25 protein-coding genes are annotated in these 24,525 nt (G+C 70.2%); 5 read left to right on the top strand and 20 right to left on the bottom strand.

From position 1 onward, the window contains the following. Positions 1-50: 50 nt before the first annotated feature. The 6 genes from sigH to VGZ23_04275 form a co-directional block, all read right to left on the bottom strand. Positions 51-698 (bottom strand): RNA polymerase sporulation sigma factor SigH, encoded by a 648-nt coding sequence (gene sigH, locus VGZ23_04300; GenBank protein HEV2356819.1) that lies wholly within the window; start codon positions 696-698, stop codon positions 51-53. Between the two features lie 252 nt (positions 699-950). Then, positions 951-1,760, bottom strand: a complete 810-nt coding sequence (gene rlmB, locus VGZ23_04295) for a 23S rRNA (guanosine(2251)-2'-O)-methyltransferase RlmB (protein HEV2356818.1) — start codon at positions 1,758-1,760, stop codon at positions 951-953. Continuing rightward, the gene (gene cysS, locus VGZ23_04290) at positions 1,745-3,304 is read right to left on the bottom strand and encodes a cysteine--tRNA ligase (protein HEV2356817.1); all 1,560 of its coding nucleotides are present in this window, start codon (positions 3,302-3,304) and stop codon (positions 1,745-1,747) included. Before cysS ends, rlmB begins: the two co-directional genes overlap by 16 nt. Continuing rightward, complete coding sequence (locus VGZ23_04285) at positions 3,301-3,723, bottom strand: hypothetical protein (protein HEV2356816.1); 423 nt, start codon at positions 3,721-3,723, stop codon at positions 3,301-3,303. Before VGZ23_04285 ends, cysS begins: the two co-directional genes overlap by 4 nt. Next, complete coding sequence (ispD, locus tag VGZ23_04280; GenBank protein ID HEV2356815.1) at positions 3,723-4,916, bottom strand: 2-C-methyl-D-erythritol 4-phosphate cytidylyltransferase; 1,194 nt, start codon at positions 4,914-4,916, stop codon at positions 3,723-3,725. The genes VGZ23_04285 and ispD overlap by 1 nt, the downstream gene beginning before the upstream one ends. Beyond that, positions 4,913-6,004, bottom strand: coding sequence for a PIN domain-containing protein (locus VGZ23_04275; protein HEV2356814.1), 1,092 nt, complete (start codon positions 6,002-6,004; stop codon positions 4,913-4,915). The genes ispD and VGZ23_04275 overlap by 4 nt, the downstream gene beginning before the upstream one ends. A 98-nt stretch (positions 6,005-6,102) precedes the next feature. Between VGZ23_04275 and VGZ23_04270 the strand changes: the two genes are divergently transcribed. Continuing rightward, positions 6,103-6,495, top strand: coding sequence for a DUF1573 domain-containing protein (locus VGZ23_04270; protein ID HEV2356813.1), 393 nt, complete (start codon positions 6,103-6,105; stop codon positions 6,493-6,495). Between the two features lie 28 nt (positions 6,496-6,523). Here VGZ23_04270 and radA read toward each other — a convergent pair whose 3' ends face one another. The 11 genes from radA to VGZ23_04215 all read right to left on the bottom strand — a co-directional run bounded on the left by radA (position 6,524) and on the right by VGZ23_04215 (position 18,692). Then, on the bottom strand, positions 6,524-7,930 hold the full coding sequence (radA, locus tag VGZ23_04265; protein HEV2356812.1) for a DNA repair protein RadA: 1,407 nt from the start codon (positions 7,928-7,930) through the stop codon (positions 6,524-6,526). 168 nt (positions 7,931-8,098) lie between these two features. Further along, positions 8,099-10,561 (bottom strand): ATP-dependent Clp protease ATP-binding subunit, encoded by a 2,463-nt coding sequence (locus tag VGZ23_04260; GenBank protein ID HEV2356811.1) that lies wholly within the window; start codon positions 10,559-10,561, stop codon positions 8,099-8,101. A gap of 492 nt (positions 10,562-11,053) precedes the next feature. Continuing rightward, positions 11,054-11,527, bottom strand: a complete 474-nt coding sequence (gene greA, locus VGZ23_04255; protein ID HEV2356810.1) for a transcription elongation factor GreA — start codon at positions 11,525-11,527, stop codon at positions 11,054-11,056. Between the two features lie 143 nt (positions 11,528-11,670). Then, positions 11,671-12,840, bottom strand: a complete 1,170-nt coding sequence (locus VGZ23_04250) for a shikimate dehydrogenase (GenBank protein HEV2356809.1) — start codon at positions 12,838-12,840, stop codon at positions 11,671-11,673. After that, a complete protein-coding gene (locus VGZ23_04245; GenBank protein HEV2356808.1) occupies positions 12,837-13,769 on the bottom strand; it encodes a quinate 5-dehydrogenase in 933 nt (310 codons plus the stop codon). Before VGZ23_04245 ends, VGZ23_04250 begins: the two co-directional genes overlap by 4 nt. A 146-nt stretch (positions 13,770-13,915) precedes the next feature. Then, entirely contained in the window at positions 13,916-14,905 is a 990-nt protein-coding gene (locus tag VGZ23_04240) for a P1 family peptidase (protein HEV2356807.1), read from the bottom strand. After that, positions 14,902-16,155 carry a biotin--[acetyl-CoA-carboxylase] ligase gene (locus VGZ23_04235; GenBank protein ID HEV2356806.1) on the bottom strand — a complete coding sequence of 418 codons (1,254 nt, stop codon included), beginning with the start codon at positions 16,153-16,155 and terminating at the stop codon, positions 14,902-14,904. The genes VGZ23_04240 and VGZ23_04235 overlap by 4 nt, the downstream gene beginning before the upstream one ends. A 25-nt stretch (positions 16,156-16,180) precedes the next feature. Continuing rightward, on the bottom strand, positions 16,181-16,546 hold the full coding sequence (gene folB, locus VGZ23_04230) for a dihydroneopterin aldolase (GenBank protein HEV2356805.1): 366 nt from the start codon (positions 16,544-16,546) through the stop codon (positions 16,181-16,183). Further along, positions 16,543-17,403, bottom strand: a complete 861-nt coding sequence (gene folP / locus VGZ23_04225) for a dihydropteroate synthase (protein ID HEV2356804.1) — start codon at positions 17,401-17,403, stop codon at positions 16,543-16,545. The genes folB and folP overlap by 4 nt, the downstream gene beginning before the upstream one ends. After that, a complete protein-coding gene (ftcD, locus tag VGZ23_04220) occupies positions 17,400-18,308 on the bottom strand; it encodes a glutamate formimidoyltransferase (GenBank protein ID HEV2356803.1) in 909 nt (302 codons plus the stop codon). Before ftcD ends, folP begins: the two co-directional genes overlap by 4 nt. Before the next feature lie 24 nt (positions 18,309-18,332). Continuing rightward, positions 18,333-18,692, bottom strand: coding sequence for an ASCH domain-containing protein (locus VGZ23_04215; protein ID HEV2356802.1), 360 nt, complete (start codon positions 18,690-18,692; stop codon positions 18,333-18,335). A 158-nt stretch (positions 18,693-18,850) separates the two neighbouring features. Between VGZ23_04215 and VGZ23_04210 the strand changes: the two genes are divergently transcribed. After that, positions 18,851-19,579, top strand: coding sequence for an SIMPL domain-containing protein (locus tag VGZ23_04210; GenBank protein ID HEV2356801.1), 729 nt, complete (start codon positions 18,851-18,853; stop codon positions 19,577-19,579). Between the two features lie 31 nt (positions 19,580-19,610). On the opposite strand, the gene VGZ23_04205 is transcribed toward VGZ23_04210, so the two are convergent. Both VGZ23_04205 and VGZ23_04200 read right to left on the bottom strand, forming a co-directional pair. After that, positions 19,611-20,114, bottom strand: coding sequence for a hypothetical protein (locus VGZ23_04205; protein ID HEV2356800.1), 504 nt, complete (start codon positions 20,112-20,114; stop codon positions 19,611-19,613). After that, positions 20,111-20,710 (bottom strand): isochorismatase family cysteine hydrolase, encoded by a 600-nt coding sequence (locus tag VGZ23_04200; GenBank protein ID HEV2356799.1) that lies wholly within the window; start codon positions 20,708-20,710, stop codon positions 20,111-20,113. Before VGZ23_04200 ends, VGZ23_04205 begins: the two co-directional genes overlap by 4 nt. 185 nt (positions 20,711-20,895) lie before the next feature. Here VGZ23_04200 and VGZ23_04195 point away from each other — a divergent pair, with 185 nt between their 5' ends. The 3 genes from VGZ23_04195 to VGZ23_04185 are packed head-to-tail and all read left to right on the top strand — an operon-like array spanning position 20,896 to position 23,995. Then, positions 20,896-22,185 (top strand): sugar ABC transporter substrate-binding protein, encoded by a 1,290-nt coding sequence (locus tag VGZ23_04195; protein ID HEV2356798.1) that lies wholly within the window; start codon positions 20,896-20,898, stop codon positions 22,183-22,185. An 8-nt stretch (positions 22,186-22,193) separates the two neighbouring features. Beyond that, entirely contained in the window at positions 22,194-23,144 is a 951-nt protein-coding gene (locus VGZ23_04190) for a sugar ABC transporter permease (GenBank protein HEV2356797.1), read from the top strand. A gap of 5 nt (positions 23,145-23,149) precedes the next feature. Beyond that, positions 23,150-23,995, top strand: a complete 846-nt coding sequence (locus tag VGZ23_04185) for a carbohydrate ABC transporter permease (GenBank protein ID HEV2356796.1) — start codon at positions 23,150-23,152, stop codon at positions 23,993-23,995. A 15-nt stretch (positions 23,996-24,010) separates the two neighbouring features. Here VGZ23_04185 and VGZ23_04180 read toward each other — a convergent pair. Continuing rightward, positions 24,011-24,525 (bottom strand): cell division protein FtsH (locus VGZ23_04180; GenBank protein HEV2356795.1); only part of this gene is annotated, 515 nt, incomplete at its 5' end.

The following is a 24,525-nucleotide window of genomic DNA, read 5'->3' as shown; positions in this document are numbered from 1 at the left end:
CGGGCCCGCCTCGACGCTTTCACCGCCCGGCGCGCCGCGGCGCCGGCCGCCTAGTCTTCCTCGCCTTCGAGATTGCGCTCGAGCTTCCGCTTCACGCGCTGCAGCGCGTTGTCAATCGACTTCACGTGACGGTGCAGTTCGGTCGCCATCTCCTGGTACGACTTGCCTTCCAGGTAGGCGGTGAGGACGCGACACTCGAGGTCGCTCAGGTTCTTGCGGATGCGCTCCCGCATCGTCTGGGAGGCTTCCTGGTTGATGACGAGCTCCTCGGGGTCGGACACCTTGATGCTGCTGATCACGTCGAGGAGCGTCCGGTCGGAATCCTCGTCGTAGATCGGCTTGTTGAGCGAGATATACGAGTTGAGCGGGATGTGCTTTTGCCGGGTGGCGGTCTTGATGGCGGTAATGATCTGGCGGGTGATGCAGAGCTCGGCGAACGCGCGGAACGACGACAGCTTCTCCCGCCGAAAATCGCGAATCGCCTTGTACAGACCGATCATGCCTTCCTGGATGATGTCTTCGCGATCGGCCCCGATCAGGAAGTACGCCTTGGCTTTGACGCGGACGAAGTTGCGGTACTTGTTGATCAGGTATTCGGCGGCGAATTCATCGCCGCCCTTCGCGCAATCGACGAGCTGTTCATCCCCCATGTCTTGATAACTCGGTACCGCCGCCGCCACCTTGCGCGCAACTACCACAAGTCTCGCCTCCGCCCGAAGTGTCGTCCTGGGGTGTGGGATACTACGGTCTGCGCTGGCTGGCTGTCGCATAGAAGAACGGGGCGTCGGAGATCCGATGGTGTCGGACGACCGTCCTGCTCCCCCCTGGGCACCGCTTCTGGCTGTTGCCGCAAGTTACACACATTATACAACTGCACATTGCGGAGTCAATACACGGCGCGAAATCGACGCCGACGTCGCAGGCTACGTCACGGCGGCGAGACGCGCCCGTCAACACGCGCCCCGGCCGGACGCGCGCCCCCCGACGGCGGGCGCCGCCTCGTCCGCGGGACGCACGCGCCGCGCCACCTCGTACAGGAGGAGCGCCGCGGCGACCGAGACGTTGAGCGACCGGATCCGTCCGTGCAGCGGGATGGAGACCAGCCGGTCGCAGCGCTCACGGACGAGCCGGTGCAGCCCGCGTCCTTCCGCGCCGACGACGAGCGCGACCGGCGGCTCGAGGGCGCCGGCATCGTACCGCTCGCGGGCCTCGGGATCCGCGCCCACAACCCACACCCCCGCGGCCTTCAGCCGTTCAAGCGCCGCGGCCATGTTCCCCACGCCCGCGACGGCCACATGCTCGGTGGCGCCCGCCGCGGCGCGCGCCACCGCCGGCGTCAACCCGGCCGCCCGGCGGCGCGGCACGACCACCCCGTGCGCGCCGGCCGCCTCCGCCGTGCGGATGACCGCCCCGACGTTGTGCGGATCTTCCACCCCATCGAGCAGGATGAGAAACGGAGCCTCACCGCGGCCGCGCGCCACCGCGAGGACGTCGTCGAGCTCGACGAGCGCCTGAACGCCGGCAAGCGCCGCGACGCCCTGGTGCGGCAGGCGGCCGGCCAGGGCGGCGAGCCGACGGGGATCGACGGGCTGGACCGGAATGCCGCGCCGGCGCGCGGTCTCGACGATGTCCTGGAGCGGGCCGGCGCCGTGCGCCGTGCGGGACACCAGCACGCGATAGACGGGCCGGCCGCCGCGGAGCGCCTCGAGGACCGCGTGGCGCCCGACGAGCGCCGTCTCCGCGGCTACCGCACGCGCCACTTGAATCCGGCGGGCGTATCCTCGAGCAAGATGCCGAGTTCCGACAGATGCGCCCGCACGCGGTCGCCGGTGGCCCAGTCTTTGCGCCGTCTCGCCTCGACGCGTCCGCGTGCGATGTAGTCCACGAGTGCCGGCCCCGCCTCTCCCGGCGCCCCGCCGTCCGGCCGCCGGCCGGGATCGAACAGGTCGGGCCGCTCGTGCGAGAGTTTGCGGGCGAGATCGCGCAGGCCGGCAGCCTGCACGGGCGTCAGCGATGTCTCGAGCCGCAGCCCGAGGACGTCCGCCAACTCGCTGAGGACATCGAGCGCCGCCCGGACGGCGTCGGCCGCGTCGGGCGACAGCGGGGTCCTCCGCCGGACCGCCGCATCCGTGACGCGATTCAGCGCCGCGGCCAGGTCGAACAGCGCCGCCAGCGCGCCGGGCGTGTTGAAGTCGTCGTCCATGGCGGCCTCGAAGGCCCCGCGCGTCGCAGGAACGGCGCCCGCGAGCGCCTGCACGACGGGGTCCGGGACCGGAATCCCGCCGGCCGGGGCAGCCTTCGCGGCCGTCAGCAGGTCGGCCGCGGTTTCGCGCGCGGTCCGCAGCCGCTCGGCGCCGCCGGCCGCCGCCGCGAGTGCCTCGTCGCTCCAGGTCAGAGGATTCCGGTAGTGCGATGAAAGGAAGAACACCCGCAGCGTGTCGGCATGATAGCGATCCAGCGCCTCGCGGATCGCGATGATGTTCCCGAGGTGGCGCGTCATCTTCTCCGGCCCGCCGGTCAGGCGCAGGAGGCCGTTGTGCACCCAATAGCGCACGAAGGTCTTGCCGGTGTAGCCCTCCGACTGCGCGATCTCGTTCTCGTGGTGCGGGAACACCACGTCCTGGCCGCCCCCGTGAATATCGAGCTGCGGGCCGAGATACTCGATCGACATCGCGGAACACTCGATGTGCCAGCCCGGCCGCCCCGGGCCCCAGGGGCTCTCCCACGCCGGCTCGCCGGGTTTCGCGGCCTTCCACAACACGAAGTCCATCGGGTGCTGTTTGTGCGGATCGACGTCGACGCGCGCCCCGGCCATCATTTCGTCGAGCGACCGGCCCGAGAGCCGTCCGTACCCGGGGAACGCGGCCACGCGGAAGAAGACGTCGCCGCCGGCGGCGTAGGCCAACCCGCGGGACTCGAGGCCGCGAATGATCTCGATCATCTTCGGGATGGCCCGCGTCGCGCGCGGATACACGTCCGCGGGCCGGACGCCGAGCGCGCGCATTTCCTCGAGGAAGCGCGCGGCGTAGCGTTCCGCCAGCGCCTCGATCGTCGTGCCCTCGGCGGCGGCGGTCTCGATGATCCGGTCTTCGATGTCGGTGAAGTTCTGCACGTACCGAACCCGGTAGCCGCGGTAGACCAGGTACCGGCGAATGACGTCGAACACGACATACGACATCGCATGCCCGACGTGCGATGGACCGTAGAGGTTCGGTCCGCAGACGTACATGCGCACTTCGCCGGCACAGACGGTCTCGAACGGTTCCTTCCGGCGGGCCAGCGTGCTGTAGACTCGGAGCGTCACCGGGAGCGGTCTCCCGCGGGCCAGATCCATTGATGCGGATCGGACGGCAGACGCCGGACCGACACAATACGGATCACGGCGATGAGATCCCACCGCCACCGGCTGCGCCACGTCCAGGGATCCGTCTCGAGCGTGCGGCTCAACTCGTAGACCCGGCCCCGCTCGCTCAGCACGCGGACGTACACCGCGTCGCGCTCGAACCGGCAGCCAAAGAGCCTCACCACCCGGTGGAATTCGGAGCCCCGCCAGAACCCGGCCGGCCGCGACGCGGGTTTCCCGGGCGCCGACTCGACGACCACGGGCTCGTCGGTCACCGACTCTTCGATCAGGATCGGCAGCAGGTTGCGGCGCGGCCGGACGAACCGGCCGTTAATCCACCGGCCGGGCACGTCCTGCTTGAGACGCGTTCCCCGCCTCATCACACGCCGTCCCGACCCGGCTCCAGACTGGCCACGGCCTGCGCCGCGATGCCCTCCTCGCGCCCGATCGCGCCCATGCCTTCCAGCGTCGTCGCCTTGATGCTGATGCCGGCGGGATCGGTTCGGAGCGCCCGGGCCATGGCCGCCCGCATCGCGTCCACGTGCGGCGCGAGGCGCGGCGCCTCCGCCAGCACGACGACGTCGACGTGGCCGGCGCGCCAACCCCGCTCGGCGAGGAGCGCCCGGACGCGGTCCAGCAGTTCCATGCTGTCGGCGCCGGCGTAGGCCGGATCGTTCGGGGGAAACAGCCGGCCGATGTCGCCGCATCCGGCCGCTCCGAGGAGCGCGTCCATTACGGCGTGGGCGATCACGTCGGCGTCGGAGTGGCCGTCGAGCCCTCGCGACGCCGGGATCACCACGCCGCCCAGCACGAGCGGCCGCCCGGGCACCAGGCGGTGCGCGTCGAAGCCGATCCCGACGCGCGGTGCGGGCGTGGGCGGCTCGTGACGCCGCAGCAGCGCCTCGGCCAGCGCCAAGTCGTCGGGCACGGTCACCTTGAGATTGAGGGCCGCCCCCGGGACGAGCCGCACCGGCCGTCCGAGGTTCTCCACGAGCGCCGCGTCGTCGGTTCCCCGGAATCCCGTCCGCTCCGCCTCCCGATGCGCCGCTTCGAGCACGCTCCGCCGAAACGCCTGCGGCGTTTGGATCCGAAACAGGCCGGCGCGGTCGATCGTCGTGCGGACCCACCCGTCGGCCGCGCGCTTCACCGTATCGTCGACGGGGATCGCGGCGGTGGCGGCGCCGCCCTCGGCCGCCGCGGCGGCGACCGCCTCGATCAACGGCACTGGCACGAGCGGACGGGCACCGTCGTGGACGACCACGATCTCCGGCCCGGCCGGCAGCGCGGCCAGCCCCTGGGCCACCGACGCCTGTCGATCGGGCCCGCCGGGCACCACCGCGGCGGCCTTCCGACCGGCCACGCGGCGCGCGAGACCGGCAACGGCGTCGACCGCCTCCGCCGGCGCCGCGACGACGATCATCCCGACGGAGGGCGCGGCGGCGAGCGCCCCGAGCGCGTACTCTAGAAGGGGACGGCCTCCCAGCGGCACCAGCGCCTTCGGCCCGTCACCGCCGAACCGCTCGCCCCGGCCGGCCGCCGGGACGACCGCCGCCACGCCGGGTCCGGCGATCACCGGGGGGCACCGTTTCTCTCGAGCGATTTGGGACGTGCGAAGATCATGCGGCCGGCGGCGGTTTGGAGCACGCTCGTCACGACCGTCTCGAGCGTCTCGCCGATGTACTTCTTGCCGCCCTCGACGACGATCATCGTCCCGTCCTCGAGGTATCCTACCCCCTGCCCGGGCTCCTTGCCGTCCTTGATCAGATGGACGGTCAAGTCCTCGCCGGGCAGCGTCACCGGCTTGATCGCGTTTGCCAGCTCGTTGACGTTGAGCGCGCGGATGCTTTGAAGGCCGGCAACCTTGTTGAGATTGTAGTCGGTGGTCACGATCGCCGCGCCGAGCGCAACGGCGAGGCGCGTGAGCTGCGCGTCGACCGGCTCCCCCGGCGGCGCGTCGCCGTCATCGTACACCTCCACCATGCGGAGCTCCCGTTGCATCGTATCGAGGACATCCAACCCGCGCCGCCCGCGGTTGCGGCGAAGCGTGTCTCCGGAATCCGCGATGTGCTGCAGCTCGGCGAGCACGCTGCGCGGCACCAGCAGCGGTCCTTCCAGAAACCCCGCCCGGCAGATGTCGGCGATGCGCCCGTCGATGATGGCGCTCGTGTCGAGCAGCTTGGGGGACCCCGCCGGCCGGCGGCTGCGGCGCTCGCGGCTCATCCGCTCGACCATGTGCGCGAATGCCGCGGGCGCGTCGTCCCGCCGCTGAAGCCCGAGGTGGAGACCGAGATAGCCGAACGCCAGCACCGCGGCGATGGGGAGAATGTATTCGCCGATCACCGGCACGCGCTGCAGGGGAAGGCTGACGAGAAAGGCCACCAACAGGCCGGCAACCAGCCCGATCGCTCCGGAGACGACGTCACGCAGCGGCACCTCGCCGAGACGCCGGAGCGCCCGGCCCATCGACTCGACGAACCATCTCGCGATGGGCTGCGACAGGAGGGCCCCGGCCGCCGCGCCGAGTTCGACGCCGATGACCAGCACGGCGAGATGGAGACCATCGCCGCCCCGTTGCACGATCAGCGGACGGAACGTCTCCGTGACCTGATACCCGATGAGGGCGCCGAGCACAAGACCGACGCCACGAATGAGCCGGCGCATCTCGCCGCTATCATAGCACGCGCCCGGTATTTCTTGACACTGTCGCGGCGGGGTGCCTATAATGGCAGCGCGTTGGGGCCCTGGGGGGTGCGCGGTTCATGAAAGAGACGAGCCTGTCGTTTCAGGCGCAGGTCGACGAATACCTCGTTCGCCATCGCAGCGTCCTCGACGTGGTCACAAAGCTTCAAGAATCCACCGCCCGGGTCAACCGCGCCATCGCCAAGGCCGTCACCACGTGCGGGTGCATCTCTGTCACGGCGACCAAGCAGCAGTTTCCCGCCGACGTGGGGCTCGCCGAGCTCCGGCAGTATCTGCATACGCATCTCGACGGCAGGTTGTGCGAACGGTGCACCGAGGCGGTGGAGTCGGAGATCGGCTCCGAATTGTTCTACATCGCCGCGCTGTGCAATCTCCTCGATCTGGACCTCATGGCGATTCAGAAGAAGGAACACAGCCGGATCAAGAGCCTCGGCATTTTCAATTTGAAATAGCGGGGTCTCCGCGGCAGATACGGAGCGCCTACGTGACGAGGCGCTCGAGCGCTTCCGCGACGTGCTCGACGCCGGCGAGCTCGAGGCCCGCCGGCATCTCATCGATCGCCGCCAGGTTCGCGCGCGGGAGAACGAGGCGCCGGAATCCGAGTTTCGCCGCCTCGGCTATGCGGCGGTCGATCTGGCTGACGGCGCGCACCTCGCCCCCCAACCCGACCTCGCCGACCGCGACGGCCGCCGCGTCGACCGGCCGGTCGCGGTGACTGCTCGCCACGGCGACCGCGACGCCCAGGTCCGCGGCCGGCTCGTCCACCCGCACCCCGCCGGCCACGCTCACGTACACGTCGTGCGCCGACAGATGCAGTCCCGCGCGCTTCTCGAGCACGGCGAGCAGCAGCAGCAGGCGGTTGTAGTCGATCCCTGCCGCGGTCCGGCGCGGCATGCCGAACGGTGTGCGCGTCACCAGCGCCTGGACCTCCAGCAGCAGCGGCCGCGTGCCCTCGATCGCGCAGACGACCGCGGACCCGGACGCCCCGTCCGGCCGCTCCGCAAGGAATAGCGCCGACGGATCCGCCACTTCGGTGAGCCCGCGCCCCGTCATGGCGAAGATGCCGATCTCGTTGGTCGAGCCGAACCGGTTTTTGGTCGCGCGGAGCACCCGATACGCGTGGTGCCGCTCGCCTTCGAAGTACAGCACCGTGTCGACCATGTGCTCCAGCACTCGGGGCCCGGCGATCGCGCCCTCCTTCGTCACGTGCCCGATCACCAGCACGGCCGGGCCGCCTTCGACCTTCGCGACGCGCAGCAGATCGCCGGTGCACTCCCGGATCTGGCCGACGCTTCCCGGCGCCGCCATGATGTCGGCGCGGTAGACGGTCTGGATGGAATCTACGACGACGAGCGCGGGCCGCACCCGGCCGGCGTGGGCGATGATCTGGTCGAGATCGGTCTCCGCAAGGACCAGAAGGCTCGGGGCGTCGACGCCCAACCGGGAGGCGCGCATCTTGGTCTGGCGGACGGATTCCTCTCCGGAGACGTAGAGCACGGATGGACGGTCGGCCCCGGCGGCCAGGTGCTGCGCGATCGCGAGCGCGAGCGTAGATTTTCCGACGCCGGGGTCACCGCCGATCAAGACGAGCGATCCAGGCACGACGCCGCCGCCCAGCACGCGATCCACCTCGGCGATGCCGGTCCGGACGCGCGCGGCCTCGTCGAGGACCACGTCCGTGATCGCCACCGGCGCCGCGGCGGACCCGCCGGCCGGCCGCGCGCCGGCGCGGGCTGGGCCGCCGACGCGCTCTTCGATGAAGCTGTTCCATGTGGAACAACCGGGACAGCGCCCGAGCCACTTGGTCGACTCGTAGCCGCACGCCTGGCAGACAAACACAGTGCGGGTGGCCTCGCCGCCTCCGCCCACGCGGGTGGTTTTCGCCATCGCCCTCCTCCCCGATGCTCCGGCGCCTCCCCGCGGGGGGAGCGTGACCGGAGGCATGCGACGGCCCGGGCGGTAAATCCCGGGCCGTCGCGGCCACGTGCCTGTCCCCGACCTTGTCGGGGGCCTGTCCCCGCCTTGTCGGGGGCCTGTCCCCGGCTTTGCCGGGGATTACGAGCCCTTGTCGACCGTGACCGGCTCCCGCTTCTTCTCGAAGACCAGCTCGTTGTCGTGCGCGTCGATCACGATCTCGTCGCCCGAGCTGAATCGGCCCCGTAGCATCGCGTCCGACAACGGGTCTTCCACGAGCCGCTGAATCGCCCGCCGGAGCGGCCGCGCGCCGTACTGCGGATCGAACCCTTCCTTGGCCAGCAGGTCCCGCGCGGCGTCCGTGATGGCGAGGCCCATGCCCTGGCCCCGGATCTCGCGCCGCACGCGGTCCATGAGAATGTCGACGATCGCCGCGATCTGATCGCGGGACAGGGGCCGGAACACGATGATCTCGTCAACGCGGTTCAGGAACTCCGGCCGGAAGGTGCGCCGAAGCTCTTCCATCACGTGCCCCTTCATCTTCTCGTACTGGCGCTGCGCGTCGAGCTCGAGGTCGGCGGTACCCCGGAAGCCGAGGCCCGCGCCCTCGCGCTGGATCTGCGGCGCGCCCACGTTGCTCGTCATGATCACGACGCAGTTCTTGAAATCGACCGTGCGGCCCTGGGCGTCGGTGAGCCGGCCGTCCTCCAGGATCTGGAGCAGCACGTTGAAGATCTCGGGGTGCGCCTTCTCGATCTCGTCGAGGAGCACCACCGAGTAGGGCCGGCGGCGCACCTGCTCGGTGAGCTGGCCGCCCTCCTCGTAGCCGACGTAGCCCGGGGGAGCCCCGACGAGCCGCGATACGGTGTGCCGCTCCGTGTACTCGGACATGTCGATCCGGACCACCGCATTCTCGTCGCCGAAAAGAAACTCGGCGAGGGCGAGCGTCAACTCGGTCTTGCCGACGCCGGTCGGCCCGAGGAAGATGAACGATCCGATCGGGCGCCGGGAGTCCTTGAGCCCCGCGCGCGCGCGGCGCACCGCCCGCGAGACCGCCGTCACGGCCTCTTCCTGGCCGACGATCCGCTTGTGGATCACGTCCTCCATCTTGAGGAGCTTTTCGGTCTCCTCCTCCACGAGGCGCGTCACCGGAATCCCGGTCCAGCTCGACACGATGTCCGCGATGTCGTCGGCCGACACGGTGGTGATGTCGCGGCCCTTGTCGGTCTTCCACGAACTCTCGAGCTCTTCGAGCTTCTGCCGCAGCACCTTTTCCTTGTCGCGCAGACCCGCGGCCTTCTCGAAGTCTTGATTCTTGATCGCTTCTTCCTTTTCGCGGCGCGCCCGGTCGGCCTTTTCCATCGCCTGCCGCACTTCTTGCGGCAGGAAGCTGGCCTGCAGCCGGATCTTGCTCGCCGCCTCGTCCATCAGGTCGATGGCCTTGTCGGGCAGGAACCGGTCGGAGATGTACTTGTCGGCGAGCTGCGCCGCGGCGACGAGCGCATCGTCCCCGATCTTGACGCCGTGGTGCGCCTCGTACCGCTCCCGGAGGCCGCGCAGAATCTCGACCGCCTGGTCGACGTTGGGCTCGGAGACGAGAATCGGCGCGAACCGCCGTTCGAGCGCCGCGTCCCGCTCGACGTATTTCCGGTACTCGTCGAGCGTCGTGGCGCCGATGCACTGCAGCTCGCCGCGCGACAGCGACGGCTTGAGAATGTTGCTGGCGTCGATCGCGCCTTCCGCGGCGCCGGCGCCGACGAGCGTGTGCAGCTCGTCGACGAAGAGGATGACCTCGCCCTGCGCCTTGCGGATTTCTTCCATGACCTTCTTCATCCGCTCTTCGAACTCGCCGCGGTACTTCGTGCCCGCGACGAGCGCGGCGAGATCGAGCTGCACCACGCGCTTCGAGCGCAGCACCTCGGGAACGTCGCCCCGCACGATGCGCTGCGCGAGACCCTCCGTGATCGCCGTCTTCCCCACGCCCGGTTCTCCGATGAGCGCCGGGTTGTTCTTCGTGCGACGGGACAGCACCTGGATCACGCGCTCGATCTCGCGCTCGCGCCCGATGACGGGATCGAGCTTGTTCTCGCGCGCCAGCTTCGTCAGGTCGCGGCCGAACTCGTCCAGCGTCGGCGTCTTGCTCGCCTGCTTGGTGTAGGAGGCCGTGCCCTCCTCGCCGAGGAGATAGACGACCTGCGACCGGACACGCTCGAGGTCCGCCCCCATCGCCTCGAGCACGCGGGCAGCCACCCCTTCACCCTCGCGGATCAGGCCGAGGAGCAGGTGCTCCGTTCCGATGTAGTTGTGGCCGAGCCGGCGGGCCTCGTCGAGCGCGAGCTCGAGCACCTTCTTGGCCCGCGGGGTGAACGCCACTTCCTCATACGGCGTCCGCTCGCCGCGGCCGATGGCGCTCTCGATCTCCGCCCGGACCCGCTCGGGATTGATGTTGAGAGACTCGAGGACCTTGCTGGCGACGCCTTCGCCCTCGCGGATGATCCCGAGCAGGATGTGCTCCGTGCCGACCGCGCTGTGGTTCAGCCGTTTGGCTTCTTCCTGCGCCAGGATGATGACGCGGCGTGCGCGCTCCGTGAAACGTTCAAACATCCCGCGGCCGACCCCCTCTCTGCCCGAGCCCCATGTGCGCCCTCTGCTGCGTTGTCGGCATCGTCCTATCTCCTACGATTACGATCCGCTTCACGTCCATGTTCACACCCGGGGCTCGGCGCCGTGCATCTGAACCCCGAACTGCCCGGCAGAGTCTGGGAAGGATACCCCCGCCCTCCCACTGGTGATACGCCGCGGTGCTCCCGAAGATTCCGTGAAGAGTCTCCCCCATGCTGGCCGGCGAACCCGCCCGCCGGCGTCCTCTTTCTTCGCCCGTCTTCGGACTCCTGCCGCTGCACGGTCTTCGCACCGCGCCGGCCGTGTAGTCCTATTCTTTCCCCGCTGCGTCATCAGGCAGACTCGGTGGTCCGACCTCTCCGCGGACACGGCGCAGGGGGTCCTATGTGCGGGTACCGGGGGGTCTTGCAGGGTGGAGCGGCGGGTCAGGCCGGGTGATGCGATGCCGCGTGGATCACTCGCGCGCCGGCGGTTCTAGCGCTTGATCCCCTTGATCGTATACTTGATTGTTCCCGCCGGCGCGTGCACCGTGACGGTTTCGCCCTTCCGCTTGCCGAGCACGGCGCGCCCGACGGGGGACTCGTTGCTTATCTTGTCGTGCGACGGGTCGGCTTCCGGGGACCCCACGATGGTAAACGTCAGTTCCTCGCCGGATTCGTCCACGAGTTTGAGCGTGCTGCCGATCGACACGACGTCCGATCGGACGTCGTGGTTGTTGATGACCTTGGCGTTCCGGAGCATCCCCTCGAGCGTCAGGATCCGCCCCTCGGTGAACGCCTGCTCGTTCTTCGCGTCCTCGTATTCGGAGTTCTCGGACAGGTCCCCGAACTCTTTCGCCTGCTTGATCCGTTCGGCGACTTCCTTTCGCTTGACCGACTTGAGGAACTCCAGTTCCTCCTCGAGTTTGCGCAGACCCTCGGGCGTTAGAATGGTTGCCTTCTCGTCCATGCGGCTCAGCTCACCCGACCGGTTCTCACAATTTGGCGGCAATAAGAGGGAACGAGACTGAGGGTTCCCTCAGTCTCGACCTCGGCCCTGAGTATACCGAAGCCGGTCCACGTTGTCAAAGGCGCGGGCCCACCCTCGGAATTCTAGACACGTTCCGCTGAAGCCGGGGCGCTCCGGCGCGCCGCCGGCGGGCGCGGCGGCGCGCTCCGGGCCGCCGTCCGGATCGCCTCGACCTCGTCGTCGGAGATGCGCCGCTCGAACCGGCGCAGGCCCGAGAGCCGGAAGCCGTGCCGGTGCATCAGCGCGTGGATCTCCCGGACGCGGTCGAGATCGAGATCCGCGCCGATGGTGTAGTCCTCGTACCGGCGCTCGAGCGCGAGCAGCATCGTTTCCGCCATGCACGCCTCGCACGTGCCGGGCGGAAACCCGAAATCGAGCCCGAAATCCACCGGCCCCGGCACGTCGATCACCCCGCCGTCGATCACGAGCACGTCGCGCCGCCGCGCATACACGAGCTGCGAGACGTTCCGCGGGCGCGCCACGTCGCAGACCACGGCGCCCGGCCGGAGGTCCTCCGGCTCGATCAGCACGTCGGTCGCCGAGGTCACCGTAAGGACGATCGCGGCGTCCGCGACGGCCTGCCGCACGTCCGAGGTGACCTGGACCTCGGCCGCCCCTTCGGCGCGCAGCCGCCCCGCGAGCGCGTCGAGCGGCCCGCGGCGGCGCGCGGCCAGCACCAGACTCCCGACCTGCGGGGCCAGCAGCCGCGAACACACCGCGCCGATCGAGCCGGTCGCGCCCAGCACGGCGACGCGCGCGCCGCGCGGCGCGATGCCCATCCGGTCCGCCGCGGCGAGCGCGCCTTCCACCGCCGTGGCCGCGGTCAGGCTGTTGCCGGTCGTCACTCCGATGGCCAGTTCGCGCGCCACGGTGACGCCGCGGTCCCCGACGATCTTCGTGAAGGCGCCGAGTCCGAGGATGCCGGCGCCGAGGCGCCCGGCGATCCGCCCCGCCTGCACGAGCCGCCGGTACACGAGCTCCACCGGCGCCTCGAGCAGCACCCGCGGCGTCCAGGGCAGGGCGATGAACCAGCCCTCCGCGCGGGCCCCCGTCGCGGAGACGATGCCCGTGATGTGGGACGCCTCAAACGGCGGGACCGCGCGAAACGCCCGCTCGACGAGCCGGCCGGGAAGGAGACGTGTAAACGGGAACTTCTGCGCGTACTGCTGCACGTAGAGGGGATGGATGACGAAGGCAAAGCGCCCCGGCGCCGCCCCCCCCGCGCCGTCGCGGCTCACCGGCGGCGTGCTCACGATGCCGCCCCGGTCCCGGGCTCCGGCGTCAGCGTCTCCACGCGCGGGCGCACGCCCGCGCGCAGCAGCCAGTCGATGATCTGCGCGGGCGCCATGGTGTCGGTGCGGCTGCCGGAGAGCGCGACGACGATCCCTTCCAGCACGTTGGTGGCAAACGACCGCCCCTCCATCTCGGGTGATGCGGTGATGAGGCGTCGCACGCCGCGCCGGCGGAGGGCCTCGCGGTCGTCGACGGTGATCGTCTGCGTCAACACGGTCTTGCCCGCGAGCGACTCCGGCATGTACCGCCGGATGAAGTGGAAGTCGCCGGCGACGACCTCGGCCCACTCGAACAGTTGCGGGTATTTCGGCGTCACGCGCTCCTGCTTCTCACCGGTCGGGTACAGCCACTGGAACGGCAGGCGTGTAATCACGGGCAGGAGGCACGCGGCCAGGATGCGGACGGTCCCGAGCGTCCGCATCGGAACCGGCAGGCCGAGCGCAAAGTAGAAGTCGCCGAACAGCGTGATCGCACCGGCCTCGGTGAACGCCTCGGCCATGCCGTAGCGATCCACGCTGCTGACGAGCAGCACGCGGCGGCCGGTAAACGACACGCCTGCCGTCCGGGGCAGGTATTCGAGGATCAGGTATTTCTCCCAGGACGCCTTGATGCCGCCGCCGTCGACGACCGGCGTGCGCCGGACGCCGCGCACGAGGCGCGCCGCGTCCCGGATGCGGTAACGCCGGTTGCCGGCCCGGAGGTCGAGATCGATGCCGCCCATGCCGATCGCGTCCACCCGGCCGTCGAGGTCGCGGACCAGCGCTTCGAACCGTCCCATGTCGCCGTCCGTGCCGATGCGCTCGATAACGAACGGCTCGTCGAGGATGACGGTCTCGACCCGCTTGTCGCGCGTGTGGCTGCCCAAGCTCACGCTCACGACCCGCTTCATCGTTCGCGTCGTCGGGCTACCGCGTGAGCCATGACATCCCCCATTGTGATCGGTCGGTCGCCTCCGCGTCTCTGGCGGATCGAGTCTGCCACATGCGGCGTGCGTGTGTTAGACTCACCGGGCCCCCTCTCCTGCGCGGCCCCCGCTCATCCGGCCAGCCCGGGCGCGCCGCCCGCGCTGCGGGCGAGGCGCACCGAACGCACCACCGCCTCGGCCACGACGGCGGCCACGGCGGCTTCGAGCATCAGCCGCTCGGTCCGCACGGCCCCTGTGCCGAGCACGAAGACCGCGTCGCCGTCCACCGACGTGTGCGACGGCGAGACGGTCCGTGCCAGGCCGGTATGGGCGGCAACCGCGAGCCGGACGGCATCGGCCTTGCCGAGCGCCGCGTCCGTGGCCACCACCCCGAGGGTCGTGTGTTCGAACGGACGGCCCGCCGTCGCGATGCCTGCGGCGAGCCGGGACGCCGTCCCCAGAAACGCGCCGGTCTCGGGATCGCGCGCGCCGGCGAGGATGTCGCCGGTGCGCGGGTCGACGACGTCGCCGAACGCGTTCGTGACGACGAGGGCCCCGACCGTGGCACCGCCCGGAAGAGACGCGCTCCACGTGCCGACGCCGGCTTTCATCCGGCTGCGGGCGCCGAGCAATTTGCCGACCGTCGCGCCGGCCCCTGCGCCGACGTTGCCTTCCCCGACCGGTCCGCGCCGCGCCGCGCGGCACGCTGCTTCGCCCATCGCCGCGTCGGGGCGCACGGCGGCGTCACCGAGTCCGAGATCGAACAACACCGCGGCCGGCACGATGGGCACCCGGGCGGCGCCGGTCTGGAATCCGACGCCGCGCGATTCCAGCACACGCACGACCCCGTCGGCCGCGGCAAGGCCGAAGGCGCTTCCGCCGGTCAGGACGATTGCGTGTACCCGGTCGACCACGGCCTCCGGGCGGAGCAGGTCCGTCTCCCGCGTGCCGGGCGCGCCGCCGAGCACCAGCGCCCCGGCGACGGCCCCGGCCTCGCAGAGGACGACTGTGCACCCGGTGAGGTGGCGCGCGTCGGTCGCGTGCCCCACGGCGATCCCCGGCACGTCGGTGATCCCCCGCGGGCCGTCCCCGCCGCCGGTCCGCCGCGCCTCCGGCGTCATCGTCGCTCCTCCATCGCGACCTCCTGCGTCACCTCGCCCGCGACGATCCGCCGTTGCGTCCCGTCGTCGGCGCGGATCAGGAGTGCGCCCGACTCATCGACGCCGGCGGCCAGCCCCTCGACGGTCGCCGCCGCCGTCGCCACGCGGACATACCGCCCGAGGGTCTCCGACCGGGCACGCCAGCGGCCGAGCGCCGCGGCGCCCCCGCCGCGGGACAGTTCTTGGTAGTCGCCGTCGAGGACGCGCAGGAGCGCGCGCAACAGACGCCCGCGGTCCACCGGCCGGCCCAGGACGGCCTGAAGCGACGTCGCGGGGTAGTACGGCCGGTCGGGCAGCGCCTCGGGGGCGACGTTGGCGTTCAGGCCGATGCCTACGACGAGCCAGGCCGGCTCCGCTTCAGAGGCGGGACCGGCCTCGAGCAACAATCCGGCCACCTTGCGGCCCTCGACCAACACGTCGTTGGGCCACTTGAGGCGCGCGCGCAGCCCCGTCATCTCCTCGATCGTCCGGGCCGTCGCGTCGCACGCGGCCAGGCCGATCAGCGGGAACCGGTCGATGGGCAGCGCGGGCCGCAGCACGACGGACAGCCAGATGCCTCCGGCCGGCGACGTCCACGACCGGCCGAGCCGTCCGCGCCCGGCGGTCTGCCGCTCGGCCACGACGACCGTGCCCTCCGGCACCCCGTGTTCGGCGAGGCGCCGCGCGAGCCCGTTCGTCGAAGGCAACGTCTCATACCAGCGAAGGTCCCTGCCGATCACCGCCGCGCCCGGGTCTTCCCATGGCCAGACCGAGGCGCGGTCAGGCGACGCGGCGAGGAGCGCGTCGATGCCGGTGCCGTCGGGGAGGCGCAGGTGCGGGGCCACGTCCGCGAGCGGCACGAGGACGAACGCCCGGCGGGCCAGCTCCGGATGGGGGACCGTGAGGTCGGCCTCGCGAACGACCGCCTCGTCGTAGAGCAGGACGTCCACGTCGATCGGGCGTGGCCCCCATCGCTCGCCGCGCACGCGGCCGAGGGAGCGCTCCACGGCAAGACACCGCTCGAGCAGCGCCCGGGGCGCAAGCGTGGTGTCGACGGCCACGACCTGGTTCAGAAAGGTCGGCTGTCCGGTCCGGCCCCACGGCGCCGTCTCGTAGACCGGCGAGCGGTCCGTCACGCGAAGATCCGGGGCGTCGAGACGGCGGACCGCTTCCCGCAGGTATCCCGCGCGGTCGCCGACGTTCGATCCGAGTCCGAGAAACGCACGCGTCATGCCCGAGGCCGTCCGCGGCGCGCGGTCACGCGCGCCGGCGCCGTGTGACCTCGACGGCCGCGCTCTCGAGCGGCCCGCCCAGCCGGACGTGGGGTTTCCGCACGCTCACCGTGACGGCCTCGACGCGCTCGACGTCGAGCAGCGCGTGCGCGACGGCCTCGGCCGCGGCTTCCAGCAGATGGTACCGGGTCTCGGTCATGGCCGCGCGGATCCGCGCGTACAAGTCTCGGTAGTCGAGCGTGTCGGCCAGCGCGTCGGTATGCCCGGCGCGATGCAGATCCGCCTCGACCGCGACGTCCACCGTGAACACCTGTCCACGTTCCTGCTCCTCCGCGCTCACGCCGTGATGCGCGTAGAAGGCGAGACCGCAGAGGCGGATGCGGTCGCTCACGCCGTCCCGGCGGGGAGGCCGCGGACGATCGCGTCCGTCATCCGCGCCACGCGCGACATCGCGCGCACGTCGTGCACGCGGACGAAGTCCGCGCCGTTGGCGATCGCCACCACGATCGTTGCGGCCGTGCCCTCCAGCCGCTCATGGACCGGGAGGTTCAACACTCTGCCGATGCTCCCTTTGCGCGACGTGCCGATCAGAATAGGGCGGCCGAGCCCCGTCAGGCTGCGAAGACACCGCAACATCGCCATGTTCTGCGCCAGCGTCACGCCGAACCCGTAGCCGGGGTCCACGATGACGCGTGCCGGATCGATCCCGTACCCGGCGGCGGCCTGAAGCCGTTCGGCGAGAAACGTGCCCGTCGCGGCCGTGACATCGGCCGCCGCGCGCCGGTCGTCGCCGTCCATCACGACGAGGGGCACCGCGGCGCGTGCGGCGAGCGGTCCCATCTCGGGATCGCCGCGGAGCGCCGTCACGTCGTTGATCATGACGGCGCCTGCCTCGAGCGCGGCGGCGGCCACCCGGGCCGACGACGTATCGACGCTGACCGGGAGGCCGAGCGGCACGAGCCGGCGGATCGCCGGAATGGTCCGCCGCAGTTCCTCGTCGACCGGCACGGGCGGAGCGCCGGGCCGGGTGGAGCGGCCGCCGACATCCAGCAGGTCGGCGCCGTCCTCCTTCCAGCGGCGGCCGAGAGCCTCCGCGGCGCCCTCGTCGCCGTTGAGTCCGTCGCCGGCAAACGAATCCGGCGTCATGTTGACGATCCCGACGAGAAAGGTGCGCCGGCCAAACTCGAACACGGCCGACCCGCACCGGATGGGCTCGGGATGCGCCCGGCTCGGGGCCTGCGGCCTCACGAGGGCTCCCCGGACGGGCCGACCAGGTCCGCCGCGAGCCGCTCCGGATCGAGCACCTGTCCGGGGTGCAGCGTCCGGAGCCGCAGCGCGGCGACCGGATCGGCCGGCAGCGCCTCTCGCGGGGCGCAGCCGATCAGCTCGCCCGCCGCGATGCCGGCGCCGCGCCGGACCGCGTCGTCCCGCACGCACTCGAAGGCCGTCAGCGGCGGCGTGCGGTGGTAATCGAGGAGGTTCATCGAGACCTGCGCGAGCCCGCGCCGCGGCAGCCACACCCCCATGGCCTGGACGGCGGGCAGGCCGCCGGACGACTCCCGCACGCCGCGCGCGATCGTGCGCGCGACCGCGACGCCGCCAGCCGCGAGATCCACGTTGAAGGCGATCAGGACGCGGCGCGCGCCCACGGCCACCGCGCCCGCCGTGGGATGTACCGCCGCCGGCCCCATGTCCGGCCGCCGCGCCGGCGTCCCGATCTCGGCGCGCAGGCCTTCGAACCCGCCGCGGCGGATCGCCGCGAGCCCGCGGGAGGTGCAGCCGCGGGCGGCGTCGCCGTAGAGGTAGACCGGCAGCCGGAGCTCCGCGGCCGCGTAGGCCGCAAACCGGTGGGCGAGCCCGACGCAGTCCGCCATCGTCGCGCCGTAGAGCGGCACGAACGGCACCACATCGATTGCGCCGATGCGCGGATGCACGCCGTCGTGGTGCGTGAGGTCGATGTCCCGGACGGCCACGGCGGCGACGCGCCTCGCGGCGTCGTACACGGCGTCCGCCCTACCGACAAAGGTCAACACGGTCCGGTTGTGGTCGGGGTCCGAGGACACGTCGAGGAGCCGCGCCCCCGTCTCGCCGCCGGCCGCCGCGGCCAGACGCGCGATGACGCCGGCCCGGCGGCCTTCGCTCACGTTGGGCACGCACTCGATCAGGGGAACGGTGCTCTATTCCTCTCGGGCGTTGGTGATGCGGGAGAAGTGGATGAGCGTCACAGTGTCCTCGAGGCCCACGCGCCGGCTGTAGATGGTAGAGAGAAACTCGAGCAGGTCGGTGTGCTCGCGGGCCGCGGGATTGTCCTTCGCGATCTCACGGGGCGACACGTCCCGCAACAGCTTCGTGTCCACCCGGTCGATCACCGCCGTGAAGATGCGTTGCCGCGTACCGTACTTGTGGCCCACCGTGACCCAGACGATCTGCCCGTCCCGGTACTTGTCGCGCTTGTCGCCCAGCCGAACCGTGAGCGTCTTGGTTCCGTCGCGGAGCGCCGCGGCGAGCAGCGGGGAGTAAAAGTTCAATGCGAGCATGCACCCCTCCGTCCGGCCCGGGTCGTCTCGCGCAGGCGCGACTTGCCGGGCGGGATTTTCCTAGTTTCTGTCCTGCGCCGGGGGTTCCTCCCCCGCGGAACCCGGATGCGTTCCGCAGCGTTTAGAGCGATCAGCAGACGGTCGAGGAGGGACGACACATGCGAACGCTTCCGTACCGGTGGCTTGGCGCGCTCCTCATCATCCTCACCGTGACCGCGGCAGGCGTCGCCCACGGTCAACCCGCTCCGGCACCGGCTCCGGACGGACGCCCGGCGGCGGCACGCACGATCGTGGTCACCGGCCAGGGAACCGTGGAGGCCGTTCCCGATCGGGCCATCATCGCCCTGGCCGTCATCGTCGTCCGGCCCACCGCGCAGGACGCGCAGCGGGAGAGCGCGGCGGCGATGACGCAGATCGTCGGCAAAATCCTGGCGCTCGGTCTCCCGCAGAGCGCCGTGCGCACCACCACCGTGTCGCTCTTCCCGCAGCGGCGGCCGGAGTCCGGCGGGACGGGCCCGATCACCGGCTACCAGGCGGAGAATCGGGTGATCGTCACCCTCGACGACCTGAGCCGCGCCGGTCAGGTCATCGACACGGGGGTGGCGGCCGGCGCGAACGGCGTCGACGGTCTTGAGTGGCAACTGCGCGATCCCACCGGCTACCGTACCCAGGCGCTCCGACTCGCGGTGCAAGATGCCCGGGCCACGGCGACGGCGATCGCGGAGGCGGCCGGCGTCGGCGGCCTCCGGCTTGTCCGGATCGAACAGGCCGGCGCGATCCCGGTGCCCCGCCCCGGGATCGCCATGGCGCAGGTCGCGGCGGGTACGCCGGTCCTTCCCGGAACCGTGCCGGTCGTAATGCAGGTCCGCGCTGTCTACACCTTCTAACGCGGGCCGGGCCGGCGGGCGCAGGCCGCGCTCACTTCAAGACCGGAGCGTACTGCGTCGTCGGCGCGGACTGCCCGCTGGCGGTGACGGTGGCCGCGACCGTGCCGTTCAGGAGGACGCGCACGGTCATCACCTTGTAGCGAAGCCGGGCCTGCACGAACTGAATCGCCAGCGTTCCTTCGGCGGCAAGATTCTTCTTTTTTTCGGCCAGCGGCTGCCCGGGTTTGACCAGGACGTCCCGCACCGTCGCGTCGAGCGTGCCGGCTTTGTCGTCGACTTTGACGTCGGTGACGGTACCGGGCCCGACGACATCCTCGATGAGGTTGCGGGCGAGGACCTGCGGCGACGCCGGAGCAAACAGCGCCCGCTGGCGGGCCTCGTAGGCATGATCCCACGCGAAGAGTCCGGCCGCGATGAGCACCACAAACAGCACGTACCCGGCGACGGGAATCCAATTGGCGCGCTGCCCGCGCCGTCCCCGCAGCGCGCGCGTGGACAGGAACGGTTTGCCGGTCTTGGCCGTGCGCGTCGTCATTCGATCGTCACCACCGCGATGCCCTCGCTTCGCACGAGCGTCCCACGGTAGAGAAACGAAATCTGCCGCAGCGCGGCCCGCTGATCGAACTCGGTCAGCGCCGAAACCGCGTCGATCGGGACAATCACCCGAAACCACCGCAGCGCGGCACTCCCGGCCGTGTGCAGCACGCAGATGTTGCTGACGGTGCCCGTGATCACCAGCGTATCGATGGCACGGCGCCTCAGCTCGTGCTCCAACGCCGTGCCGTAGAATCCATCGTACCGCACCTTGCGCACCACGAGATCGCCCGGCCCGGGGGCCAGCGCCGGCACGATCTCGGCGCCCCACGTTCCGCCGACGGCGTGGCGGCCCCAGATCGCAAATTCAGGATCGTCCTCACCGTGCCAGTCCTGGGTGTAGACGACCGGCAGGCCGTGGGCGTACGCCAGGTCGCGCAGCCGGCCAATCGCGGGAATCGTTGCGGCCGCGGCGGCCACAGAGAGGCTGCCGGCGGGATCTACAAAGTCGTTCTGCATGTCGACGACAATGAGAGCCGTGCCGGCCGCCGCCACATCGACGCGGGCCTCCACCGTGAGGTCGGGAATCTCGATCATTCCCGAGGGAGTTTCCCCGCGGCGCGCGCCCCCTCCTCGCGGCTTCACACGCCCCTGTGCACGGACGAGCGGAGGGGCCGACGCCCTCGCCGCGAATGCCCCCGACGCGGCACCATCGGCCACCGTGACCGTTCGCCAAAGGCGGGGCGCGGACCCGCGTGAGTGACGCTCTGGGAGGTGCGGGGATGCCACAGATCCGAAGAAAGGTCGTCTGGCGGTCCGTACTCGGCGCGGCCCTGATCGCCGTCCTGTTGCCGTCGGCATGGTCGCCAGCGTTTGCCTCTGCAGCGGTCACAGTGACCTTCGTCAACTGGGCGTCAGCCGAACCCGCTACACGCCCCGCGATTCAGGAGGTCATCAGCGCCTTCGAACGTGCCCACCCGGGCGTCCAAATTAAAAGCGTTCCGGTGTCGTTCAGCGATATCCTCCACCAGTTGATCATTCAGACGACGGCCGGCAATCCGCCGGATGTTGCGCAGATCGCCGGCAACGATACCGTGGCCCTGCAGGCGACGGGGGCGCTTCAGCCGCTCGACGGGATCGCGCCGCATGCGTTTCTCGAAAGCCTATATCCCAGCGAGGTGACCCTCGGCAGGTTCGGGGGCGCGCTCTACGCGGTCCCCTGGGTCGTGGCGCCGCTGGGCTTTTGGTACAACCGAACGCTGCTGAAGCAGGCCGGGCTGAACCCTGGGAAGCCCCCGGCCACGTTCGCGGAGTGGATGGACGCAATGCGGGCCGTCAAAGCGAAGGATCCCGGGGTCGTCCCGTTCGGCCTAGATATTACGAATCGCAGCTTTGGGCTGGACGTCAACTGGTCATTCATGCTCGCGTTCGGCGCCCACCCGCTCGGCCCGCGCGCGCCAGATGCAGACACACCGCAGATGACGGCCTACCTGACGTGGGTGCGGACGCTCGCGCGCGACGGTTATACGCTGCCGGGGAAGCTGCTCGGCGAATTCCGGCCGCTCGCCGCTCGAAACGAGCTCGCCTTCGCCTTCGACGGACCATACCTGCGGGGAGTGATCCTAAGCCTCAACAAGGCGATGACGCCCGAGCAGTTGGATGCGACGTGGGGCGTGACGGTGCTACCGGCCGGAAGTGACGGGCGCCACTACACGATTCCCACCGACCACCAGCTGGTCATGTTCAAAGCCGCCAGGGACAAGACGGCGGCGTGGGCGTTCATGCAATACCTGGCATCCGACCGGAGGGCGATCGAAACCTACACCTTGACCTCAGGGGTGATCCCCCCGCTCCGGAATGCGATCACGCTGTTTCCAAAGCAGATGGGGAGTGCCATCGTTCAGGCGTTCGTTAAGGACGTGATTCCGACGGTCGTCCGGCCTGCCTGGGGGCCCATCTATAGCAAGGCGTATCCGGCGATCATGACCGGTGTCCAGCAGGCGGTGAGCGGCACCAGTCCGGTCGGCGACATCGCCAAGCAGATGCAGACCCAGCTGCAGACCGCCTACTGATTCCCGCCGTGGCGGGCCGTGAGGCCGTCGGTCCGGCCATCGCGGGCGCGCTTGCGGCGAGACGCCGGCGCGTCTCCCCGGGCGCCTGGCTCGACGGACTGGTCGTTCCCGCCGTCGCCGTGCTCGCGTTCGTCGTGGCGTATCCGACGGCCCGGGCCCTGCTGCTGTCCGGCTACAATGACCAGCTGCTCGACCCCGAGCACGTCCACTTCGTCGGGGCCGCAAACTACGTTGGACTGTCGCGCGATCCGGTCTTCTGGAGCGCCGTCGCGAACACGCTCGAGTTCACCGCGTCGTCGGTGGCGATCGGATTTCTCCTCGGGCTCGCCCTGGCCGTGCTGACCGAGCGTCTCCCCCCGTCGCTGCGGTGGGTGCGGGGCACGCTGCTCACGCCCTGGGCGATCCCGGTGATCGTCGTCGCATTTCTCTTCCGGTACATGCTGGATCAGCAGGTAGGGATCATCACCTACCTGTTGCTCCGCCTGCACGCGATCGCCGCCGCCGTTCCCTGGCTCGCGTCCGTCCAATGGGCCATGCCGGCCGTGGTGCTGGCCAACGTATGGAGCCAGACGCCGTTCTACCTGCTGATGTTCACCGCCGCGCTCAAAGGCATTCCGGAGGAGATCCGCGATGCGGCGCGGATCGACGGGGCGGGCGGATGGCAGGAGTTCCGGCACATCACCCTTGCCTACCTGCAGAATACGATGGTCGTCTCCACCCTCATCATGGTCATCAACAACTTCAACAACTTCCCGCTGATCTGGGCGATGACCGGCGGCGGTCCCGTCTACGCTACGACGACGCTGGTCGTCTACATCTTTCAGCTCGCCTTCGCGCAGTTCAACATCGGCTACGCCGCGGCGGTCGGCACGATCTGGCTGGCCGTGCTGCTGCTCCTCGCGATTGTGTACATTCGGGCGCTGGAGCGGCGCCCGCTGACGGCCGTGGACGAGGTGTAGGGCGGATGGCACCGCGGCGGCTCGGAACGTTTGGCCGCACGGTCGGCACGGCGCTCCTCGTGCTGGCGCTCATCTGGACGTTGTTCCCGGTGTACTGGATGCTGATCACGTCGCTCAAGACAAACCTGGCGATGTTCCAGTCCATCCCACAGCTGTGGCCGGCCGCGCCGACCCTGGAAAACTACTCCCAGCTGGCGACCGGCGCCTCGCCCGTGGGGCGGTTGTTTACGAACAGCGTCATCACCTCGCTCGCGACGGCGCTCGTCACCGTATTGCTCGCCACGCTGGCCGGCTACAGCTTCTCGCGGGGGCGCTACCGTCTCAAAGGCCCGATGATGTACGGGATACTGGCCACGCAGATGTTTCCGCTGGTCGTCCTGCTGATTCCCCTGTACCTCGTGTATCTTCGGACCCGACTGCTCGACACGTACGTCGGGCTGGTCCTCGCCTACTGCGCCTTCTCGGTGCCGTTCGGCGCTTGGATGATGAAGGCGTTCATCGACTCGGTCCCGCGCGAGATCGAGGAGGCCGCGTGGGTGGACGGCTGCTCGCGTCTCCAGTCGCTCCTTCGCGTGGTCATATTCGTGGCGTTGCCCGGGATCGTCGCGACGGGGGTGTTTGCGTTTCTCAGCGCCTGGAACAACCTGTTGTTCCCGCTCACGCTCACGAGCAGCATGGACATGAAGACCCTCCCGCCCGGCCTGCTCTTGGCGTTCACGGGGCAGTTCAAAGCGGATTGGGCCGGCATGATGGCCGCGGCCACGATCACGACCGCGCCCGTGGTGCTGGGATTCGCCGTCGTTCAGCGATACTTGGTAGAAGGGCTGACCAAGGGCGCGGTGCGCGGATAGGCGACCGGGTGTGCCTTACCCGGTCGCCTCCGGCTTGAGCGAGGGCGTGACCGGCTTGCTGTCCGGCCGCGGGAACGATTTGACCTCCTGCGTCACTCCGGGGAGCGGCGGCGTCTCCGGCATGTCGGGCGGCAGCGGCTGTCCCGCGATGAGCAGGTCCAGATCGTCGCTCTCGAGAGACTCGCGCTCGAGGAGCGCCCGGGAGATCCGCTCCAGCACGGGCTTGTGCTCCGTCAGCACCTGGCGGGCCCGCCCGTAGCACTCGTCGATGATCCTCCGGACTTCTTTGTCGATCTCGTAGGCGATCTCTTCCGAGTAGTTTCGGCTCTCCACGAGATCGCGGCCCAGGAACACCGGCCCGTGCTTGGCCCCCAAGGTCAGCGGCCCGAGTTTGTCCGACATCCCGAATTCGGTCACCATCTTGCGGGCGAGGTCGGTCGCCTTCTCGATGTCGTTGCCGGCGCCGGTGGTCATCTGGCCGAAGATGATCTCCTCGGCGATGCGGCCGCCGAGGCAGATGGCGATGCGAT

The organism is bacterium (assembly GCA_035945995.1).
In the GTDB taxonomy this organism is placed as follows: Bacteria; Sysuimicrobiota; Sysuimicrobiia; order Sysuimicrobiales; family Segetimicrobiaceae; genus DASSJF01.
Note: the sequence above shows the minus strand (reverse complement) of the source record. Positions and strands in the feature narration are given on the sequence as shown.

Excerpts from the sequence above, each read along its gene's own strand:
- VGZ23_04210 (HEV2356801.1), top strand. The coding sequence starts at position 18,851 with ATGCGAACGCTTCCGTACCGGTGGCTTGGCGCGCTCCTCATCATCCTC.
- VGZ23_04260 (HEV2356811.1), bottom strand. The coding sequence starts at position 10,561 with ATGTTTGAACGTTTCACGGAGCGCGCACGCCGCGTCATCATCCTGGCG.
- VGZ23_04270 (HEV2356813.1), top strand. The coding sequence starts at position 6,103 with ATGAAAGAGACGAGCCTGTCGTTTCAGGCGCAGGTCGACGAATACCTC.
- VGZ23_04200 (HEV2356799.1), bottom strand. The coding sequence starts at position 20,710 with ATGATCGAGATTCCCGACCTCACGGTGGAGGCCCGCGTCGATGTGGCG.
- VGZ23_04275 (HEV2356814.1), bottom strand. The coding sequence starts at position 6,004 with ATGCGCCGGCTCATTCGTGGCGTCGGTCTTGTGCTCGGCGCCCTCATC.
- VGZ23_04285 (HEV2356816.1), bottom strand. The coding sequence starts at position 3,723 with ATGAGGCGGGGAACGCGTCTCAAGCAGGACGTGCCCGGCCGGTGGATT.
- VGZ23_04240 (HEV2356807.1), bottom strand. The coding sequence starts at position 14,905 with ATGACGCCGGAGGCGCGGCGGACCGGCGGCGGGGACGGCCCGCGGGGG.
- VGZ23_04185 (HEV2356796.1), top strand. The coding sequence starts at position 23,150 with ATGGCACCGCGGCGGCTCGGAACGTTTGGCCGCACGGTCGGCACGGCG.
- VGZ23_04205 (HEV2356800.1), bottom strand. The coding sequence starts at position 20,114 with ATGACGACGCGCACGGCCAAGACCGGCAAACCGTTCCTGTCCACGCGC.
- radA (HEV2356812.1), bottom strand. The coding sequence starts at position 7,930 with ATGGCGAAAACCACCCGCGTGGGCGGAGGCGGCGAGGCCACCCGCACT.
- greA (HEV2356810.1), bottom strand. The coding sequence starts at position 11,527 with ATGGACGAGAAGGCAACCATTCTAACGCCCGAGGGTCTGCGCAAACTC.
- VGZ23_04195 (HEV2356798.1), top strand. The coding sequence starts at position 20,896 with ATGCCACAGATCCGAAGAAAGGTCGTCTGGCGGTCCGTACTCGGCGCG.
- VGZ23_04245 (HEV2356808.1), bottom strand. The coding sequence starts at position 13,769 with ATGAAGCGGGTCGTGAGCGTGAGCTTGGGCAGCCACACGCGCGACAAG.
- VGZ23_04235 (HEV2356806.1), bottom strand. The coding sequence starts at position 16,155 with ATGACGCGTGCGTTTCTCGGACTCGGATCGAACGTCGGCGACCGCGCG.
- VGZ23_04215 (HEV2356802.1), bottom strand. The coding sequence starts at position 18,692 with ATGCTCGCATTGAACTTTTACTCCCCGCTGCTCGCCGCGGCGCTCCGC.